The organism is Mucilaginibacter gossypiicola (assembly GCF_900110105.1).
Lineage (GTDB): Bacteria > Bacteroidota > Bacteroidia > Sphingobacteriales > Sphingobacteriaceae > Mucilaginibacter > Mucilaginibacter gossypiicola.
On the sequence record NZ_FOCL01000014.1, the window covers coordinates 55,714 to 75,081 of the forward strand.

Here is a 19,368-nt window from a genome sequence, read left to right on the forward strand (position 1 = left end):
AAATGCTCTGTTAGATTTCTTGTAAATAGTCGGGTGATTTAGTTTTAGTCGGGATTTTTAATATGCTCGGTTATGCAGGCAATCAGATTTTCTTTCGCTTTTTCGTAGCGGGTAGCTGTAAATTCCGTTGCTGTTTCCCATTTGATATCTGCTTTAGCAATAGCAACATCCTCTTTCAAGATTATCATTGACGAATCGGCTAAGGTTAATCTGTGGGCGGGGGATTCTTTCAATAATTTTAACCATTTTGCATGTATCCATTGTAACGTAAGCCCTTGTTGATGTCCCCATTTACCTAAATTTTTGATTTGTTTAATTAAAAATATCAACTCACGCATTAATTCAACTTTTTTCATAAAATCGATTGAAAGATATAAAACCCTAAAAGTGTTTGATTGAGCTAATACAGGTAGTTTTAGAAGCGCATAGCCTGTTGGAGTATCGGAGCGTAATATAAACATTACCTTTAATAAAAGGTTTCTTTTAATTTCAAATAATTCAGTCTTTTCCGCATTATTGAAATGGTTTTATTTTAAAATAGCTGTGTATACTAATTAAACGATACCTGTAATACGATGTAAGCATAATATGCTTTATGGTGGTCATCTAAACCGGTCAGTATGAGAACCATCATAGTGACTTTATGCGCTGCAAGCACACTTTTTGATTTAAATTTTATACCAATTTAAAAGAGTGTATTTTTACCCGTAAAATCAGCGGCTTAAAATGAACAGGTTAGCGCGGGCATTATTCAGGTATTTTATAAAAGGCATGTTGGTGGTTGTGCCGGTAGGCGCTGCCATTTTCCTGATGTACTGGGCCGTTGCAAGTATTGATAAAGCGCTTAACCTAAGTGATTTGTTGGTTGATAAAACCGGAAAGCATGTTTATATACCTGGTTTAGGCATCCTGAATGTGGTTGTGGTTATCATGATCATGGGGGTGTTGGTTACCAACGTAATCACCGAGCCTATTAAGGCCTGGTTTAAGCGCTGGTTTGCCCGTTTACCCATCTTTGCATTTCTATATTCTTCAATCAAAGATCTGACCGAGGCCTTTGTTGGCGAGGAGAAAAAATTCAATGAACCTGTATTGGTTGAGGTTAATGAATTTGGTTTAAAGAAGATCGGTTTCCTGGTTCAAAAGGATCTGGCAAAGATTGGGTTACCCGGCGAGGTTGCTGTGTACTTTCCTTATTCCTACTCATTTGCCGGGCAGGTGGTTATTATTGCTGCCGATAAAGTAAAGCCAATGGATAAGAGCGCGGCAGATGTAATGAAGTTCGTAATATCAGGCGGGGTAAGCGGGTTGGATTAAAAGGTTTTATAACTATTTTAAATAAAAACGCATTTCCTTATGAAAATACTTAACCGTACCAGTTGTATATTATCTTATGCAGTAAATCTGGATTTTTTTGATAGGGTAAGAAAAATTTCAAATAGCGGTAAAAGTGGTCACAGTTACTGGGAGCCAACCGAACATGGCTCGCACAGGCTTACGCATACACTAACTTTTGATGCCGGAGACGATGAAAGTGGCGAATGGTTTATTCAATACCGGGCCGTTATGATTTGTGATGTGGTGATAGAGGATGTAAGGGAGGATGCCCTGCAAATGTTGGCCTTTGAGCAGGAGTTTAATGAGTCGATGGCTAACTTTATCAAAGAGAATTCGTTATCTCATATCTCTGAATTGCATATACCTCCATTTATGATCAATGAATGGAATATAAAGAAAATGGAAGACAGTATGCGCCGTGCTATAGCAACCGATTATGATGAAAAACGTGCAGAGGTACTGAAGCAAATGAAAGGTAATTTGGGTTTCACGCCAACGATCAAAACCAGGGTCACTATAAATAAAACAAGCGGGTAGCGTTACAATTCTGCTTCTACCGGCTTTGAATCGGCCACTCTGTTTTTTTTGATGCTCCTGATCGCCAAAAAAACAGCGATCAGCATCAATACTGCCCCCAAAATATAAGGCGCGCCCGGAAAATAGGTTGATGTATTGCGATGGGTAAACAAATGAAATACCGAACTCATCAACAGCGGCCCGATAATCACCGCTAAACTGCTAATACTTGTTAGGGAGCCCTGTAACTCGCCCTGCTCTTTTGGGGATACCGTACTGGTGATCATGCCCTGCAATGATGGCCCGGAAATACCGCCGAGGCAATAGGGCACCATAAATACGTACATCATCCAACCCTGGTTAGCAAAGGCTATGAGGGTTAAACCGATAGTGTAAAATAGTAAACCGGCTACGATATTTTTCTCCTGCCCAAATTTGGGGATGGTAAACCTGATCAAGCCTCCCTGTATGGCTACCAGCACAATACCGATGAAAAAACCTAAAAAACCAATGCTTTTTAACTGCCAGTCAAACTTTTCGGTAACGTAAAAGGATAGTACATATTCAACAGCTTTTTGAGCGATATACACTAAAGAAAATGCCCCGATTAGTCCTGTTAATGATTTATAGCGCGAGAGGTTGCGTAAGGAGCTAACGGGATTAGCCTTCTTCCATTCAAAGCGTCTGCGGTTTTTGATATTTAATGATTCTGGCAATACAAAGTAGCCATAAGTGGCGTTAATTAAAGCCAATGCCGCGGCCAGCATAAAAGGGAAACGTACGTTTAGTGCGCCTAAAAAACTTCCTGTACCTATGCCGATGATAAATCCAAGTCCGGATGCTGCCCCAACCAAACCAAAGTTTGCAGCCCGGTTTTTGCCGGTGCTGATATCGGCAATGTACGCGGTTGCGGTAGTATTACTGGCGCCCGCGAAGCCTGCTATGGCCCGGCCGATAAACAACCATGCTACGGTAGGGGCAAAAGCCATAAAGATGTAATCTATCCCAAAACCAATTAATGAACCTAATAATACCGGTCTGCGCCCGTACCTGTCGCTCAGGTTCCCCAGCAGTGATGAAAACAGGAATTGCATGGATGCATAGGTAAATGTTAGATAGCCATTGTATTGCGCCGCCGTACTTACATCCATGTTGCCCAGTTTCTCGAGCAGCGACGGCATTACCGGAATAATGATGCCTAAACCCAGTACATCAATAAAAAGCGTTACGAAAATAAAGCCTAAGGCAGCAGTGTGTTTCTTTTTAGGTTTGGCACTCATTAATAATGATAAAGGTTTAAGCAGGGTAAAAGTTTTATTATGGGCTGTTTTACAGTTTTATCTTCAATCCATATTCGTGTTTTAACGTTAGCAGTGCTTCTGCATTGCCTTTGGCATCATCAACGGGATGGTGTGTATGCGATGTTTGCCGTAGGTGCTTAAAGTTCTGAAACATATCTTTTACCATGCCTTTGTACAGGCTCCCCAGGTTTTGCGAACTGAAGCCAAAAGGATTATCGCCGGTAAAATGATGAAAGTACCAGCAAACGAACATCCAGTCGAACCCGTTGTTATCACTAATAAAATGGGGTTTATCGCGGCAAACGCGTTTTAGCCATGCAGCAAAATCACTCATCACTTTTGCCGGGTCATCAAAATTTAATGTTTCCTCACGGGTATGCCCGGATACTGCCAGTGCTTCGGGAATGTAGTTTTCAGAAATGGGCTTTAACCGCCCGTAAAAGGTTTCTTTGAGGCTGTCTTGTACCAGCACCGCCCCAAATGAGATCATAGAATAGTCGCCCGGAATTGGGCCATCACTTTCTATATCTACCATAATGTAAGCCATTGTATTAATTATTATAATTTGTATTTGCTTTAAATAAGCATGTTAATTATCTATAATATACAAAAAATAAATGATCAATGCAAGGTTGCTATGGCATCAATATCTTTTGCCGAGGCTTTCTTCACATTTTTGAAATTACGTATGGCAAGCAACGCACTTATCAGCATCAGTATCGCACCTAAAATAAATGGCGCTCCCGGTAAAAAGAAAGGCCTGTTATCGTTGGTGAAATAATAAAATAAGGTAGTCATTACCCAGGGGCCAAAAATGGCGCTCAGGCTCATGAGGCTGGTGAGGCCTCCCTGTAATTCGCCCTGTTCGTTCGCTGGTACCTGGTTAGTCATAATACCCTGTAGCGCCGGACCTGCAATACCGCCGAGCGCGTAAGGCACCATAAATGCAAACATCATCCAGCCTTGTGTAGCCATAGCAAACAGGATCAGGCCGATACTATATAGCAGTAATCCAACCCAAATACAGCGTTCCATGCCCAGTTTAGGCAGTATGATACGCATCAGTCCTCCCTGCACCAAGGCTATCATTAAGCCAATAAAGGCGAGTGAATAGCCTACGGTATCCTCACCCCATTTAAATTTTTCGAAAGTGAAATATGTCCAAACGTTTTGCACCGCTTGTCCGGCAAAATACACCAGGAACAGTGACAATGCCAGACCCATTACCGAAGGATATTTTTTTAGCTGTAGCAATGAGCCCAATGGGTTTGCCCTTTTTACATCAAACGGGCGACGATGGGCTTCATCCAGTGATTCGGGCAGAATGAAGAAGCCATAAATGGCGTTTAAAAATGCCAGACCGGCGGCGGCGAAAAACGGATATTGAACATCCATTTTACCCAATACACCGCCAATGGCCGGACCAATAATAAACCCAAGACCAAAGGCAACGCCTATCATCCCAAAGTTTTGAGCGCGTTTTTCGGGAGTGCTCACATCTGCTATATAGGCCGAGGCGGTGGTAAAACTTGCTCCTGTGATACCAGCGATAGCCCTGCCCAAAAATAGCCAGCCAATGGATGGGGCGAAGGCAAGGAACAAATAATCGATACCAAAACCTAACAGTGAGCAGAGTAATACCGGGCGACGGCCGTACTTATCGCTCAGATTACCGATCATGGGCGAAAACAGGAATTGCATCACCGAATAAGCCAGCGTCAAAAAACCTGCATAAAGCGAAGCCTCACTAAGGCCGGCGTGGATCAGTTTTTCAATAAGCTTGGGTAGTACGGGTATAATGATACCTAAACCTACTACATCAATCAGTAAAGTAATAAAAATAAAGCCTAAAGCCTTCTGCGGTTTATTTTGGGCGGAAGTGTCCATGGTGCAAAATAAATTATTAAGGTTAATAATTGTTAAAATAATTGTATTTAAAATAATTTGTCCCTAACTTCAACTATATTATTAGTTAAACCTATGAAACCACACAAATCAATCATGCTGGTACCGGCTTTGCTGGTTATGCAAAGCGCATTTGCGCAAAAAAAACATCTTACGTTATCTGATAACTATCCATCGCCAACCGAAAAAGTTAAGATCACCTATGATCCGGCAGGGACACCTGTTGCCGGCAAGAAGGATATCGGCGCAGAGATCTACTACATTGACGGAAAGGATAACCCAGCAACCGACATCGATCTGAAAGCTGACGGAAATTTATTGTCAGGTGATTTTACTATCCCGGCCGCGGCGAAGGCTTTCTTTATAAAAATATTTAGTGACGGTGATATTGATAACAATAACGATAAGGGATATGTTTATTTAGTTTATAAGGATAAAAAACCTGTTCAGGGCGCTTATGAAGCCCAAGGTTATATATTAAGTGGTGTCGGTAACAATTTTGCCAAAATTAAGACCGACTCTGAAGAAGGCCTGGCATTGTTTAAAAAAGAGTATGATGCCTATCCTCAGGCCGAGAAGCCTTATCAGTTTAATTACTATTACATATTAGCGAAGAAAAAAGATCCCGCTACTACTGCCACGTTAAATGCAAAGGTTAAATCGCTTGAAAAAAGCACGGTGGAAAAAGACCTGATCCTTGCCGCCAATATCCTGAACTGGCGAAACCAAAAAACATCTGCCGATTCATTGGGCGAAATAATCAAGGCTAAATTCCCGAAAGGTGAGTCTGTTAAAACCGATGCTGAGCTTGCGATGATGCGCGAGCATGACGTGCACAAAAAGGATTCGCTTTATACTGCTTATGTGACCAAATTTCCTGAAATGAGCACCTACAAAGGCGGAAGAATAGATTTTATAAGGGGACAGTTAGCCGGCGGTTTTTTAAGAGCTGGTGATACCGTGGCGTTTAATAAATACGCAACGTTGACTCAAGACAAAATGAGCATAGCAATGAGCTATAATAATATGGCTTATGAATGGGCACAAAAAGGGGAGAACCTTAATCGGGCAGAAAAGCTTTCAAAGCAAACGCTGGATATCATTAATGAAAAAATGAAAAGTCCGATGGTGTCATCGTTCATGTCGGTAAATGATGCAAAAAGGCAGAATCAAGGTGTTTATAACATCTATGCTGATACTTATGCATTCATTTTATATAAAGAGAAAAAATATGATGAGGCACTTAAGTATCAGAAAGAACTTTATGCCACCAATAAGGATAATGACCCAACCACAAACGAGCATTACGTACTCATTTTAAATGCGCTTGGTAAATACACCGAATCAAAAGATGCCATTGAAAGTGCATTTAAGGCAGCTAAAGTTTCTCCGGTTTTAAAGGAGGAATTAAAGAAAGCCTACGTCGGTTTAAAAGGTAGTGAAGCGGGTTATGATCAATACCTTGCGGGCTTATCAGATATTGCAAGGGATAAAAAAAGGGAAGAGGTGGCTAAGCAGATGATCAATCAGCCGGCTACAAAATTTGCTCTTAAGGACTTTGCCGGAAATAGCGTCTCACTGGGCGATTTAAAAGGCAAAATTGTGATCGTGGATTTTTGGGCTACCTGGTGCGGCCCTTGTAAAGCTTCTTTTCCGGGTATGCAAATGGCCGTAAATAAATACAAGGATGACCAGGATGTGAAGTTCCTGTTTATTGATACCTGGGAAAATGGTGATAGCTATATTGACGGTGTGAAGAAATTTATTGCCGATAATAAATACACTTTTAACGTGCTGATAGATGAAAAAGGCGGCGATGGCAGGCAATCAAAGGTGGTATCACAATTCGGCGTAACCGGAATCCCAACCAAGTTTATTATTGATAAAAACGGCAACATCCGCTTTAAAGTTGTGGGTTTTGATGGCTCGGCAGATGGACTGGTAGATGAAGTGAGCACGATGATTGACATGGCTAAAGGGCCGGTTACTGCCGAAGCTGCTGTCGCTCCAAAGCAAAGCATGAAATAGCTAATTACAAACCTAAAACTATTTCAATAAAAAATGCCGCCCTGATGGAGCGGCATTTTTTATTTTGAAGCCTGCTATATCTCGCATTTATCAATTTAATATGTAATAGATATTATAAGGTTAATGATTATTGGAAATAGTTGTATCTGTAATAATTAATACCGAACTTGAATAAAACCAATAGTTAACCTATGAAACCTCACAGATCAATACTGCTTTTGCCGGCTATGCTGGCCCTGCAAAGTGTTTTTGCACAAAGTAACCATCTTACATTATCAAGCAATTATCCTGCTGCTTCCGAAAAAATTCAACTTACTTATACAACTAAGGGTTCGCCGCTGGCCAACAAAAAGGATATCAGTGCAGAGGTGTACTTTTTAGATGGGAAAGAATATCCGGTTGCAGAGGTGGCATTAAAATCCTCGGATGATGCTCTGACGGGCGAGTTTGAAATCCCCGCTATGGCTAAGGCATTTTTTATAAAAATATATAGTGGTACAGATATCGACAATAACAATGACAAAGGGTACATATTTGAGGTTTATAAAGATAACAAGCCTGTTCCTGGTGCTTACGAGGAAGAAGCTTATGTAGTAGAGAGTAATCTCGGCTCTTCTTTTGGAAAAATTAAAGCTGATAACGATCGTGTATTTGAGTTGCTTAAAAAAGAATACGAGATATACCCGACCGTCGAAAAGAAATATCCTGGTATTTATTATTGGCTACTGTCAAGAAACGCGTCGCCTGCTACCAAAGCGTTGATGAACGCTAAAGTTAAGTCGCTTGAAAAAAGCAGTAATGAAAAAGACCTAAACCTTGCATCATATATACTTAGCGATTTGAATGAAAAAGCCGCCGCCGATTCATTGAAAAAGATGATCAAAGAAAAATTTCCTATAGGTGACATCGCTAAGAACGAAGCTATTTATGCTATGGTTATGGAAAAAGATTTAGGTAAACGCGATTCAATTTATAAAGATTTTGCAAGTAAATTTCCCGAGAGTAAAGACCCTAACGTTGATTATGTCCGTACTCAGTTGGCAATTGATTATTTAAAGGCTGGTAATAATAAAGCGTTTGAAAACTATGTAGCACAAGTTAAAAATAAATCAGCCCTGGCCAGCAGTTATAATAATATTGCCTATGATTGGGCTGAAAAAGGGACAAATCTTGATCTTGCCGAAAAACTGTCCAGGCAATCACTTGATATTATATCCGATAAACAAAAAAATGTCGCCGCCGCACCTTTTTATACAAAAAGCGAAATGGAAAAACGGAATAGGGCAACTTATAATATGTATGAGGATAGTTATGCTTATATACTTTACGGCCAAAAGAAATATAACGAAGCTTTGAAATACCAGAAAGAGGTTTATGAGTATGATACCGAAAATGACCCAACTACAAATGAACACTACAGTTTAATATTAAACGCATTGGGTAAATATGCCGAATCTAAAGCGGTTATCGAAAAAGCTTTAAAGGCAGGCCGCGGCACGGGGACTCTTAACGATGAACTGAAAGAAGCTTATGTAGGCTTAAATAAAAGCGATAAAGGCTTTGATGAATATTTGGCAGGACTGAATAAAATATCAAACCAGAAGAAACATGACGAATTAGCTAAACAAATGATCAATAAACCAGCGGTTTCTTTTATCCTGAAAGATTTTAATGGCAATACGGTTTCACTGGCCAACCTGAAAGGCAAAACGGTAGTAGTTGATTTTTGGGCTACCTGGTGCGGGCCTTGTAAAGCATCGTTCCCGGGTATGCAGCTGGCTGTAAATAAGTATAAAAACAACCCCGATGTGAAATTTCTGTTCATTGATACCTGGGAAACTGGCGATAGCTATGCCGATGTCGCTAAGAAATTCATAGCAGAAAACAAATACACCTTTACCGTATTGTTTGATGAAAAAGGTAATGATGGGAAGCAATCAAAAGTGGTATCACAATTTGGGGTTGAAGCTATCCCAACCAAATTTATCATCGATAAAAATGGCAACATCAGGTTTAGTGTGCGCGGTTACAGCGGCTCTAATCAAGCCGTGTTAGAAGAAGTGGGCTCGATGATTGATATGGTGAATGAAGAGGTTGCTGCTACCAAAGAAATTACGCCTAAACAAAGCATGAGGTAGCCTAATGCTATATCCAACAAAAATGCCGCCCTTAATGGAGCGGCATTTTTTATTTTGAAGCCTGTTAAAAGTTTGGCTTAAGTACGTATTTGTTGTAGAACCTGGTGATGTGTTCAACAGCTTCTTCGGCTGTGTCAACTACACGGTACAGGTTAAGGTCGTCGGGGTTGATGTTGTGCTGTTCGTTTAGCATTTTTTCCTCAACCCAGTTAAACAGGCCTTTCCAGTATTCAACCCCAACAAAAATGATGGGGAAGCGGGCAATTTTACCGGTTTGAATAAGCGTGATAGCCTCAAACGATTCGTCCATAGTGCCAAAGCCACCGGGTAAAATGATAAAGCCCTGCGAGTATTTCATAAACATAACCTTGCGGATAAAGAAGTAATCAAACTCCATGATCTTATCCCTATCGATGTATTTGTTGTGGAACTGCTCAAATGGTAACTCGATGTTTAAGCCTACTGATTTACCGCCGTTTTCATAAGCGCCCTTGTTGGCAGCTTCCATAATACCTGGACCGCCGCCCGAGATTACGCCATAGCCATGCTCGGTAAGCAGGCGGGCGGTATCTACAGCCAGTTGGTAGTATTTGTTATCGGTATGTGTACGCGCCGACCCGAAGATGGATACGCATGGGCCAATTTTGGCCAGTTTTTCAAAGCCGTCAACAAATTCGGCCATTATTTTAAAGATCTGCCAGGAGTCGGTAACCTTAATTTCCTGCCAGTTTTTGTTCTCGAACGCTTGTCTTATTTTATCTTCTCCGGTCATAGCCTTTTTTTAGTCCGGAAGTCGGGAAAGTCCGAGAGTCCGGAAGTATTTTTATTCTATATTAATTAATGCAAAGTACGAAGAAAATTGATTTCGGTTGATTTGCGGATCAATTTTTTACCTGTCCAACTCGAGACTTTCCACGTTACGGACTTCGCCAGCTTTAGAACTTGAAAAGGCCAGGAGCCCGATGAATGTAATTAATCCGTTTACAATAATGAGTTCGTTACTAAAAACATATCCGCCCAAAATTGATTTTGATTCGGCATTTAAAAAATAACATATAGCAGGAGAGAGTATGCAAATAAAGGGTACCAGTTTATCCTTAACCTGTCTGTTGCTTACAAACAAGCCAAACGAATACAGGCCCAGTAACGGGCCATAAGTGTAAGATGCCACGCTGAATATAGCACTCACCACAGCCTCGTTGTTAATAGCGTTAAATATGATAATGGTTAAAAACATCAAGCCCGAAAAGGCTATATGTACCCAATGCCTTACCGATACCATCTTTTTGCTGTTCACATCTGCACGCTTGTTAAAGCCTAAAAAGTCGACACAAAAGGAGGTGGTAAGCGCCGTAAGGGCTGAGTCGGTAGTGGCAAAGGTAGCGGCCGTTAAGCCCAACATAAATATCATGGCCGGCACCAATCCTAAATATTGAAGGGCAATGGTAGGATACAAGTAGTCGGTTTTGGTAACATTGATGCCATTTTTAGCTGCGTACATGTAAAGCAAGGCGCCCACGCTAAGGAAAAAGATGTTGATCACTACAAAAACGCCTACAAAGCTGAACATGTTTTTTTGTGCTTCTTTGATGTTTTTAAGGCTGAGGTTTTTCTGCATCAGGTCCTGGTCAAGCCCGGTCATACCTATGGTGATAAACATAGCGCCTAAAAACTGTTTACCTAAGTGCAGCTTGCTGCTCATGAAATCGTTAAAGAAAAATATTTTGGAGTAGCTGCTGTTTTTGATGGTTTCGGCAGCCTCAAAAATGTTCATATGCAGGCTTTGGCAGATAAAGTATATCGACAGAAAAACCGATAGCACCAGGAAAAACGTTTGCAAACTATCGGTAATGATAATGGTTTTTAATCCGCCTTTAAAAGTGTACGACCATATGAGCAGCAAACATATCAATACTGTAACAGCGAAAGGTACATGGTAGCTATCAAAAATGAATTTTTGCAACACGATAACCACCAGGTATAACCGGAATGCCGAGCCGATGACCCGGCTTACCAAAAAGATGGCTGCCGCAGTTTTATAGCTCCAAACACCTAAAGCACCTTCAATGTAACTATAAATGGATGTGAGCTTAAGCCGGTAGTATAATGGGAGTAATACGGTGGCTATAATAATAAACCCTGCCGCATTGCCCAGTACAAACTGGAAATAAGCAAACTGATCGGTACCAACTTTACCCGGTACAGAGATAAAAGTAACCCCGCTCAATGCCGTGCCAATCATCCCGAAGGCAACCAAATACCATTTGGAGTTGCGGTTGGCTACAAAGAATGTATCATTATCCGACGATTTTTTTGATGTAAGCCAGGAGATGATCAGTAAAACCAAAAAGTAACCGATAATGAATGATAATAATACTCCGGGCGACATAGGCGTGTGTTATGTTTTTCTAAAGTCGGAATCTTTTTTCAAAAAAGGTAATTATTGTTGGATGGGATTGCTCTTCCCTGTATAAAACTATGTCATTGCGAGCGCAGCGTGGCAACCGCATGCTCTACAGGGCGAATATGCTTCCGTGCGATTGCCACGCTGCGCTCGTAATGACATGGAAGATAGGCAATGCGTACACAGAATGCAATCACATAAAAAATATTTACCTTCGCACAATGAATTTTTCGTCCAAATTACTGGAAAATGCTGTAGCCGAATTTGCCAAATTACCGGGTGTTGGTCAAAAAACCGCCCTGCGTTTGGTGCTGCATTTACTTAACCAGGATAAGCAGGATGTTGAACGATTTAGTACCGCGGTAACCAAGCTTCGCAACGAAATACAATTTTGCCGGGTTTGTCATAATATATCTGATTTGCCTGTTTGTGAGATCTGCTCATCGCACCGCCGCGATCATGGCCTCATTTGCGTGGTTGAGGATACCCGCGATGTAATGGCCATCGAAAATACCAACCAGTTTAATGGTGTTTACCACGTGCTTGGTGGCTTAATATCGCCGATGGATGGCGTTGGGCCGTCAGATTTGCAGGTGGATACCCTCATTGAGCGCCTTAAGCCAACGGATGATAATGAGGTAAAAGAAGTGGTTTTTGCACTCAGCGCCACTATGGAGGGTGACACAACGCTGTTCTATCTTCATAAAAAATTAAAAAGTTTCAATATTACCATTACAACCATAGCTCGTGGCATAGCTTTTGGTGGTGAATTAGAGTACGTGGACGAAATAACTTTGGGCCGCTCGATAGCTACCCGCGTTCCGTATGAAAATTCACTATCAAAGTAAGCATGAAACTATCAATAGTTGTTGTAAGCCATAATACCTGCAACCTGCTCAGAATTGCCCTGAATGCAGCAATCAGGGCTGCCCAGGACGTTAGTCATGAGGTTTTTGTGGTCGACAATGCTTCGGCCGATAAGTCCGTTGCCATGCTTAATACCGAATTTCCTGATGTGAAAATAATAGCCAACGATAAAAATGAGGGTATGGCGCGCGCCTACAATCATGCGTTGAAATTGGCTACAGGCGAGTATATTTTACTGGTCAATGCGGATACAATTACAGGCAAAAAGACAGTTGAGAAAGCTTTGGAGTTTATGGACATGCACGCTGGTGCAGGTGGTTTGGGTGTACGTATGATAACTCCCGAAGGTAAATTTCTGAAAGAGTCAAAACGCGGCTTTAACAAACCATGGGAAACCTTTTTTAAGCTGACCGGGCTGGCAAAACATTTCTCCAAATCAAGACTAACTAACCCGGAGAGTAAAGACTGGGTAGAAGAGTTTCAGACTTCCGAGTCGGATATCATAAACGGTGCCTTCATGTTATTACGTAAAGAAGCCCTTAACCATATAGGCTTAATGGATGAGCGTTTTCATACCTATGGTTATGATATCGATTATTCGTACCGCATCAGGCTTGCCGGGTTTAAAAATTACTATTTCCCCAAAACATATATCATCAACTTTAACATACAAAACAAGGTTAAATTTAGCTGGATACACATTAAGGAATATTATGGTGCGATGATTATCTTCGCCTCCAAATATTTATTTAAGGTGCCCGATCTTAAGGTAGAGGGCATCCCCCAGCTAATTCCTCCTTCGTATGAAGTTAAATGATAAGGTTGTTATAATTACCGGCGCTTCGTCGGGTATCGGAAAATCACTTGCTTATGAATGTGCCAAACGCGGCGCCCATGTGGTGCTGGCAGCAAGGCAATACGTTACCCTTTGCCAGGTTACCGAAAAATTACAGCAGGAATATAAGATCAAAGCGCTTGCCATACAATGCGACGTAACCGTTGAGGAAGATTGCAAGCAACTCGTTAAACAAACACTCACCACATTTGGTAAAGTTGATGTATTGATCAACAACGCAGGTATGTCCATGCGGTCGCTGTTTAAAGACGCAGATCTTAAAGTGTTGAAGACCTTAATGGATGTGAACTTTTGGGGCACGGTTTATTGTACCAAATACGCATTGCCCGAAATTATCAAGACCAAAGGTAGCATAGTAGGGGTATCGTCTATAGCAGGATATAAAGGTTTGCCGGGCCGCTCTGGGTATTCGGCATCAAAATTTGCGATGAACGGTTTTTTAGATTCGTTACGGGTTGAAAATCTGAAAACCGGCGTACATATATTAACCGCCTGCCCTGGCTTTACCGCATCAAATATCCGTAATACAGCCTTAAACAGCGAAGGCAAACAGCAAGGCGAAAGCACCCTTGAAGAACAAAAAATGATGAGCAGCGATGAGGTAGCTAAAATCATAACCGATGGCATAGAAAACCGCAGCCGCACCCTCATCATGAGCGGCCAGGGTAAGCTAACTGTTGCCCTTAGTAAATTTGTCCCGGCTTTTTTAGATAAAATGGTGTATAACGTTTTTACAAAGGAGCGGGATCCGTTACTAAGATAGTTCAGAACTCGAATTTATTGAATTCAAAAAAAATTCAGAATAGGTTTATAAATTCAATAAATTCTTCTAATTCAACAAATTCGAGTTCAGACCACTTCATACACACTTATCCTGCTCAAATCCAAAACAACGCGGCCTGTTTCGTCGCGCTCAAAGGCTGGTTTAAACTTAGCATCCCATATAAAATCATCGTACTGGTAGGAGGTACGTGAATGGATGGTTTGTGAAAAAGTATCATCGAATGTTTTGAGGCTGACGGTTAAGCCGGCTTGCCTGCGTTGAAGTTCTTCCGGGGTGATATCTTTGATCGGGCTGTTATCATCAAGCGGGTGCACTACCGTCCAGTTCAGTGTAAGGATGCTAACTCTTGTACGTTCCAGTTCCAGTTGGAAAAATTTACGTACCGTTTTCCCGTTCTCTTCGTCGTTATAGCTAAAAACTACCTCCATTTCCAGATCGATCAGGATATTCTTCCGTTCGTTAGCCAGGCGAAACATCAGGCCTTTGCCGCCATCACGGTAAGGGGCGATAAGCACATTGCGGCTATACATGATCTTGGCCGAAGGGCGTGAAAAGCGTCCGTAAAGCAAGCCTGTTGCCAAAGCGAAGGCCAGTAAACCCATCATGGATTCGAGCGCAGCTATAGTATTAGGTATAATACCCTTCGGGCTGATGTGCCCGTAGCCTACAGTTGATATGGTTTGTGCCGAGAAAAAGAAGGCATCCATAAAACGATCGAAGCTATCGTTGCCGCTTTTACCGTCTAAAACATCTGGCCCGAGCGAAAAATAAATAAGAGCAAAAATGATGTTTACCGTGAAGTACGCACTAAAAACAATGAACCAAAACTTGCGCCAGCTCATGGTTATCAGCGAATGGTAATTGTTGGCTGTACTTAAAAATGGCAGACCGGTACGCTTTACGTTGATAGTACCATCTTTATTGATAACCGGCTGGCTCTTGATAACCGGCTGGGTACCAAAGCCAAGATCGTCTTCCGGGTTAATTTTCTCTTTACGTATGGCCATGGGGCTAATTAGTGAATTAGGATCGATTGATAAATCAACAACTAAATTATTGAAATTATGCGAACCGTAGATTGCTTAGAGGCGGTTTAAATAAAAAAGGCGTTATTGCGAGGTACGAAGCAATCGCGAACTGTACACAGCGGCCCTGCAAGTTTGGGATTGCTTCGTACCTCACAATGACGTTCTTATTAAGATGATTTAAATAGCTTTTCTATATTTAAATCAATAATTCATTAACTAAAATAATTCTGTTTGTTTTTATAAAAACTATTTACATATTTGTGCCAACAAGTAACAATGACAAAATTAAACAACAATTGGTGGTGGCTTAACGAGTAATCGTAAGGCAATTCCATGTTTGTTTGAAAAATATATTCAGGAGGGTTGCCATACGGCAGCCCTTTTTTTATGCTTAGTCCCCAGCCTCCGCCAGCTGGCGGAGAAGTGATTGCGAGGGGCGGATTTAATAATAAAATTGAACTATACCAACTCTCCGCCAGCCGGCGGGGCCGGGGGGGGCAAGCAAATGAAACAGATACTTAATCATCTTTTTGAGCACAAAACCTTTAGCAGGGAACAATCTAAAGGCATTTTGATGAACATTGCGCAAGGCAAGTACAACAATGCGCAAATGGCAGCCTTTATGACAGCCTATTGCATGCGAAGCATCACCGTTGAAGAACTGGAGGGTTTTCGCGATGCTATGCTTGAGCTTTGTCTGCCGGTCGATCTCGAAACCGACGGCCTAATCGACCTTTGCGGCACCGGTGGTGACGGTAAGGATACTTTTAATATCTCCACGCTGGCCTCATTTGTGGTTGCAGGTGCAGGGTATAAAGTGGCTAAGCATGGTAACTATGGCGTATCATCAGGTTGTGGTTCATCAAATGTGATGGAGTACCTGGGCTACCGGTTTACTAATGACATGGATAAGCTGAAACGCAGTACCGACGAAGCAAATATCTGTTTTCTGCATGCGCCGTTGTTCCACCCGGCTATGAAAACTGTAGCGCCAATCCGTAAAGAACTTGGTGTTAAAACCTTCTTTAATATGTTAGGCCCTATGGTTAACCCGGCTAAGCCAGATAATCAGTTGGTAGGGGTGTTTAATCTGGAGCTTGCCCGTGTGTATGCTTACCTATACCAAAAATCAACAACAAAATATACTATTATAAACGCGCTTGAAGGTTATGACGAGATCTCGTTAACCTGCGATTTTAAAACTTTCTCGGCAGATGGCGAAAAGATCAATAGTGTTGAAGAACTTGGTTTTGAATTGCTCGATCCAAAAGAGATCATCGGTGGTGATACCGTAGAGGCCTCTGCAGCAATATTTAGCGGTGTACTAAAAGGCGATGGTACTACAGCTCAAAATAATGTGGTATTGGCCAATGCTGCACTTGCCATCAAAACAATATGCCCCGAAAAAACCTTTGGCGACTGTTTTTATGAAGCTGAAGAAGCGCTGCTTGGTAAAAAAGCACTTAAAAGCTTTAATAATTTATTGCAAAACTAAGCCATGAAAATAAAGGTTTGCGGTTTAAAACATCCTGAAAATATTGAAGCGGTTACCGCTTTGCAGCCAGACTATGTTGGTTTTATTTTCTACGGAAAATCGCCCCGGTATATGGCTGGTTTACCGGTTGGTGCATTGAAAACCATACCTGCTTCCATCCGAAAAACCGGTGTTTTTGTAAATGAGAGTGCCGAAAATATTGAAAAGCTGATTGCCGAATATGGTTTTGATGCCATTCAACTTCATGGCGATGAAAGCCCTGAATTTTGCGCGAAGTTTAAAGGAAAGGTAACTGTAATAAAGGCATTTGGCCTTAATGAGAACTTTGATTTTGAGCAATTAAAAGATTATGCCAACAATATTGATCTTTTCCTGTTCGATACCAAAACAAAAGAATATGGAGGCTCGGGCAAAACGTTTGATTGGGCTATTCTTGATCAATACAAATTGGACATACCCTTCTTTTTATCAGGAGGGATAGGTCCCGAAAATATAGCTGAAGTTAAAAACATCACGCATCCCCAATTTTACGGGGTTGACCTTAACAGCAGGTTCGAAATTGAACCAGGTTTAAAGAATATTGAAAAACTAAAAGACGCATTTAACATCGTCAAAAATAAAACACAGATGAAATACGGAGTTAACGAACAAGGTTATTATGGCGATTTTGGGGGAGCATACATTCCCGAAATGCTATATCCTAACGTAGAGGAATTAAGGCAACAGTACCTCAATATTATAAATGATGAGGGTTTTAAAGCCGAGTTTGATGATCTGTTAAAAAATTATGTTGGCAGGCCATCTCCGTTATATCATGCCAAAAGGTATTCAGAAAAATATGGCGCTAATATCTTCTTTAAACGTGAGGACCTTAACCATACCGGCTCGCATAAGATCAATAATGCCATAGGACAGATCTTACTTGCTAAACGCCTTGGCAAAAAACGTATCATTGCCGAAACCGGTGCAGGGCAGCATGGGGTTGCAACAGCAACTGTATGCGCTTTAATGGGCATTGAATGTGTGGTTTACATGGGCGAAATTGATATGGCCCGCCAGGCACCTAACGTGTCGCGTATGAAAATGCTGGGCGCAAAGGTGATACCGGCAACATCGGGAAGCAAAACACTTAAAGATGCTACCAACGAAGCCCTGCGCGATTGGATAGGCAACCCTGTTGATACGCATTATATCATAGGTTCAGTAGTTGGTCCGTATCCATACCCTGATATGGTGGCCCGCTTTCAGTCTATTATCTCTGCAGAAACAAAAAAGCAATTGGTAGAGCATACAGGCAGCGAACTACCACAATACGTATTGGCCTGCGTAGGCGGCGGCAGCAATGCCATGGGGATGTTTTATCATTTCCTGGATGATGAAAGCGTGAAACTGGTAGCCGTTGAAGCAGCGGGGAAAGGCGTAAATAGCGGCGAATCGGCCGCTACTACAGCATTGGGTAACGAAGGCGTATTGCACGGCAGCCGTACCATCTTAATGCAAACCGAAGACGGACAGGTTGTTGAACCTTATTCCATTTCGGCAGGTTTGGATTACCCCGGTATTGGTCCGCAGCACGCGCATTTATTTAAAAGCCACCGCGGCGAGTATGTAAGCATTACCGACGATGAAGCTTTGCAGGCAGGCTTGCTTTGCTGCCAGTTAGAGGGCATTATTCCCGCCATTGAAACGGCTCATGCTTTGGCTCAATTGGAGAAAATGAAGTTTGAGGCTAACGATAATGTGGTGATCTGCATTTCGGGCAGGGGAGATAAGGATTTGGATACTTATATTAAATATTTTAACTATTAAAAAGGTCTGAACTCGAATTAAGAGAATTTAGTGAATAGACAGAATTTTGAAATTCGATTAATTCCTATAATTCGTTTAATTCGAGTTCAGACAAATAACATACCATGAACCGTTTAAACAAGCTTTTTGCATCAAAAAATAACAACCTGTTATCTATATATTTTACAGCAGGTTATCCTGCGCTGAACACCACGGTTGATATTGCCGAAGCCCTCGAAAAAGCAGGCGCCGATTTCCTGGAGATCGGTTTTCCATACTCAGATCCTGTTGCAGATGGCCCAACTATTCAGCATAGCTCGGAGGTAGCATTGGAAAACGGCATGAGCCTTAAAGTGTTATTTGAAGAACTGGCCGAATTGCGCAGTCGCGTAAGCATTCCTATTTTGCTTATGGGCTATTTTAATCCAATTGCCCAGTACGGCATTGAGCGTTTTTGTAAAAAAGCCGCAGAAGTTGGTGTTGATGGTATTATCGTACCCGATCTGCCAATCTATGAATATGAAAACATGTACTCCTCATATTTTATTGATAATGGACTGAGTAACATATTCCTGGTAACGCCGCAAACATCCGAAGAACGGATCCGGAAGATTGACGATTTGAGCAGCAGCTTTATCTACCTGCTATCGTCATCAACCATAACCGGCTACAATTTGAAATTAAGTGATAGTGTTGAGGATTACTATAAACGTATCACAGCCATGAAGCTGAACAATCCTACTGTTATTGGTTTTGGTATTACAGATAGCAGTAGCTTTGCTAAAGCCTGTAACTACGCTAACGGTGCCATTATAGGCAGCAGGTTTGTAAAATTATTGGGAGAGGACGGTTATATAGATAAGATTGATGGCTTTGTGAAGGGGATAAGGCCGTAAGGTAAAAAAGTCATATTAATATCT

General features: G+C 41.6%; 17 protein-coding genes. 10 read left to right on the forward strand and 7 right to left on the reverse strand.

Going from position 1 to position 19,368, the window contains the following annotated elements:
• Positions 1 to 44 precede the first annotated feature (44 nt).
• Positions 45 to 461, reverse strand: coding sequence for a hypothetical protein (locus BMX50_RS29335; protein ID WP_091219492.1), 417 nt, complete (start codon positions 459 to 461; stop codon positions 45 to 47).
• A 265-nt stretch (positions 462 to 726) separates the two neighbouring features.
• Between BMX50_RS29335 and BMX50_RS29340 the strand changes: the two genes are divergently transcribed.
• Together BMX50_RS29340 and BMX50_RS29345 are read left to right on the forward strand one after the other, a co-directional pair.
• Positions 727 to 1,317, forward strand: a complete 591-nt coding sequence (locus tag BMX50_RS29340) for a DUF502 domain-containing protein (protein WP_091219495.1) — start codon at positions 727 to 729, stop codon at positions 1,315 to 1,317.
• A gap of 39 nt (positions 1,318 to 1,356) precedes the next feature.
• Positions 1,357 to 1,875, forward strand: a complete 519-nt coding sequence (locus tag BMX50_RS29345) for a hypothetical protein (protein WP_091219503.1) — start codon at positions 1,357 to 1,359, stop codon at positions 1,873 to 1,875.
• Between the two features lie 2 nt (positions 1,876 to 1,877).
• On the opposite strand, the gene BMX50_RS29350 is transcribed toward BMX50_RS29345, so the two are convergent.
• The 3 genes from BMX50_RS29350 to BMX50_RS29360 all read right to left on the reverse strand — a co-directional run bounded on the left by BMX50_RS29350 (position 1,878) and on the right by BMX50_RS29360 (position 5,042).
• On the reverse strand, positions 1,878 to 3,134 hold the full coding sequence (locus BMX50_RS29350; protein WP_091219510.1) for a TCR/Tet family MFS transporter: 1,257 nt from the start codon (positions 3,132 to 3,134) through the stop codon (positions 1,878 to 1,880).
• A 49-nt stretch (positions 3,135 to 3,183) separates the two neighbouring features.
• Positions 3,184 to 3,702: a 3'-5' exoribonuclease domain-containing protein gene (locus BMX50_RS29355; protein ID WP_091219513.1), complete on the reverse strand. Its 519-nt coding sequence runs from the start codon at positions 3,700 to 3,702 to the stop codon at positions 3,184 to 3,186.
• Between the two features lie 74 nt (positions 3,703 to 3,776).
• Complete coding sequence (locus tag BMX50_RS29360) at positions 3,777 to 5,042, reverse strand: TCR/Tet family MFS transporter (protein WP_091219516.1); 1,266 nt, start codon at positions 5,040 to 5,042, stop codon at positions 3,777 to 3,779.
• A 93-nt stretch (positions 5,043 to 5,135) separates the two neighbouring features.
• Between BMX50_RS29360 and BMX50_RS29365 the strand changes: the two genes are divergently transcribed.
• Positions 5,136 to 7,088 (forward strand): TlpA disulfide reductase family protein, encoded by a 1,953-nt coding sequence (locus BMX50_RS29365; protein ID WP_091219519.1) that lies wholly within the window; start codon positions 5,136 to 5,138, stop codon positions 7,086 to 7,088.
• Between the two features lie 191 nt (positions 7,089 to 7,279).
• The gene (locus BMX50_RS29370) at positions 7,280 to 9,226 is read left to right on the forward strand and encodes a redoxin domain-containing protein (protein ID WP_091219523.1); all 1,947 of its coding nucleotides are present in this window, start codon (positions 7,280 to 7,282) and stop codon (positions 9,224 to 9,226) included.
• A gap of 64 nt (positions 9,227 to 9,290) precedes the next feature.
• On the opposite strand, the gene BMX50_RS29375 is transcribed toward BMX50_RS29370, so the two are convergent.
• Positions 9,291 to 9,998, reverse strand: coding sequence for an LOG family protein (locus BMX50_RS29375; RefSeq protein WP_091219526.1), 708 nt, complete (start codon positions 9,996 to 9,998; stop codon positions 9,291 to 9,293).
• Positions 9,999 to 10,115: 117 nt separating this feature from the next.
• Positions 10,116 to 11,615, reverse strand: a complete 1,500-nt coding sequence (locus tag BMX50_RS29380; RefSeq protein WP_091219529.1) for a sodium:solute symporter — start codon at positions 11,613 to 11,615, stop codon at positions 10,116 to 10,118.
• A gap of 236 nt (positions 11,616 to 11,851) precedes the next feature.
• Here BMX50_RS29380 and recR point away from each other — a divergent pair, with 236 nt between their 5' ends.
• Genes recR through BMX50_RS29395 form a run of 3 tightly spaced genes read left to right on the forward strand, consistent with a single transcriptional unit; the run spans position 11,852 to position 14,116 of the window.
• Positions 11,852 to 12,478 (forward strand): recombination mediator RecR, encoded by a 627-nt coding sequence (gene recR / locus BMX50_RS29385; RefSeq protein ID WP_091219532.1) that lies wholly within the window; start codon positions 11,852 to 11,854, stop codon positions 12,476 to 12,478.
• Positions 12,479 to 12,480: 2 nt separating this feature from the next.
• On the forward strand, positions 12,481 to 13,314 hold the full coding sequence (locus BMX50_RS29390; RefSeq protein ID WP_091219535.1) for a glycosyltransferase family 2 protein: 834 nt from the start codon (positions 12,481 to 12,483) through the stop codon (positions 13,312 to 13,314).
• On the forward strand, positions 13,301 to 14,116 hold the full coding sequence (locus BMX50_RS29395; protein ID WP_091219538.1) for an SDR family oxidoreductase: 816 nt from the start codon (positions 13,301 to 13,303) through the stop codon (positions 14,114 to 14,116). The genes BMX50_RS29390 and BMX50_RS29395 overlap by 14 nt, the downstream gene beginning before the upstream one ends.
• Before the next feature lie 86 nt (positions 14,117 to 14,202).
• On the opposite strand, the gene BMX50_RS29400 is transcribed toward BMX50_RS29395, so the two are convergent.
• Entirely contained in the window at positions 14,203 to 15,144 is a 942-nt protein-coding gene (locus tag BMX50_RS29400) for an ion channel (RefSeq protein ID WP_091219541.1), read from the reverse strand.
• 526 nt (positions 15,145 to 15,670) lie between these two features.
• Between BMX50_RS29400 and trpD the strand changes: the two genes are divergently transcribed.
• The 3 genes from trpD to trpA all read left to right on the forward strand — a co-directional run bounded on the left by trpD (position 15,671) and on the right by trpA (position 19,344).
• Positions 15,671 to 16,660 (forward strand): anthranilate phosphoribosyltransferase, encoded by a 990-nt coding sequence (gene trpD, locus BMX50_RS29405; protein WP_091219850.1) that lies wholly within the window; start codon positions 15,671 to 15,673, stop codon positions 16,658 to 16,660.
• 3 nt (positions 16,661 to 16,663) lie between these two features.
• Positions 16,664 to 18,469: a bifunctional phosphoribosylanthranilate isomerase/tryptophan synthase subunit beta gene (locus BMX50_RS29410; protein WP_091219545.1), complete on the forward strand. Its 1,806-nt coding sequence runs from the start codon at positions 16,664 to 16,666 to the stop codon at positions 18,467 to 18,469.
• Positions 18,470 to 18,573: 104 nt separating this feature from the next.
• Positions 18,574 to 19,344: a tryptophan synthase subunit alpha gene (trpA, locus tag BMX50_RS29415; RefSeq protein ID WP_091219548.1), complete on the forward strand. Its 771-nt coding sequence runs from the start codon at positions 18,574 to 18,576 to the stop codon at positions 19,342 to 19,344.
• The last annotated feature ends 24 nt before the right edge of the window (positions 19,345 to 19,368 follow it).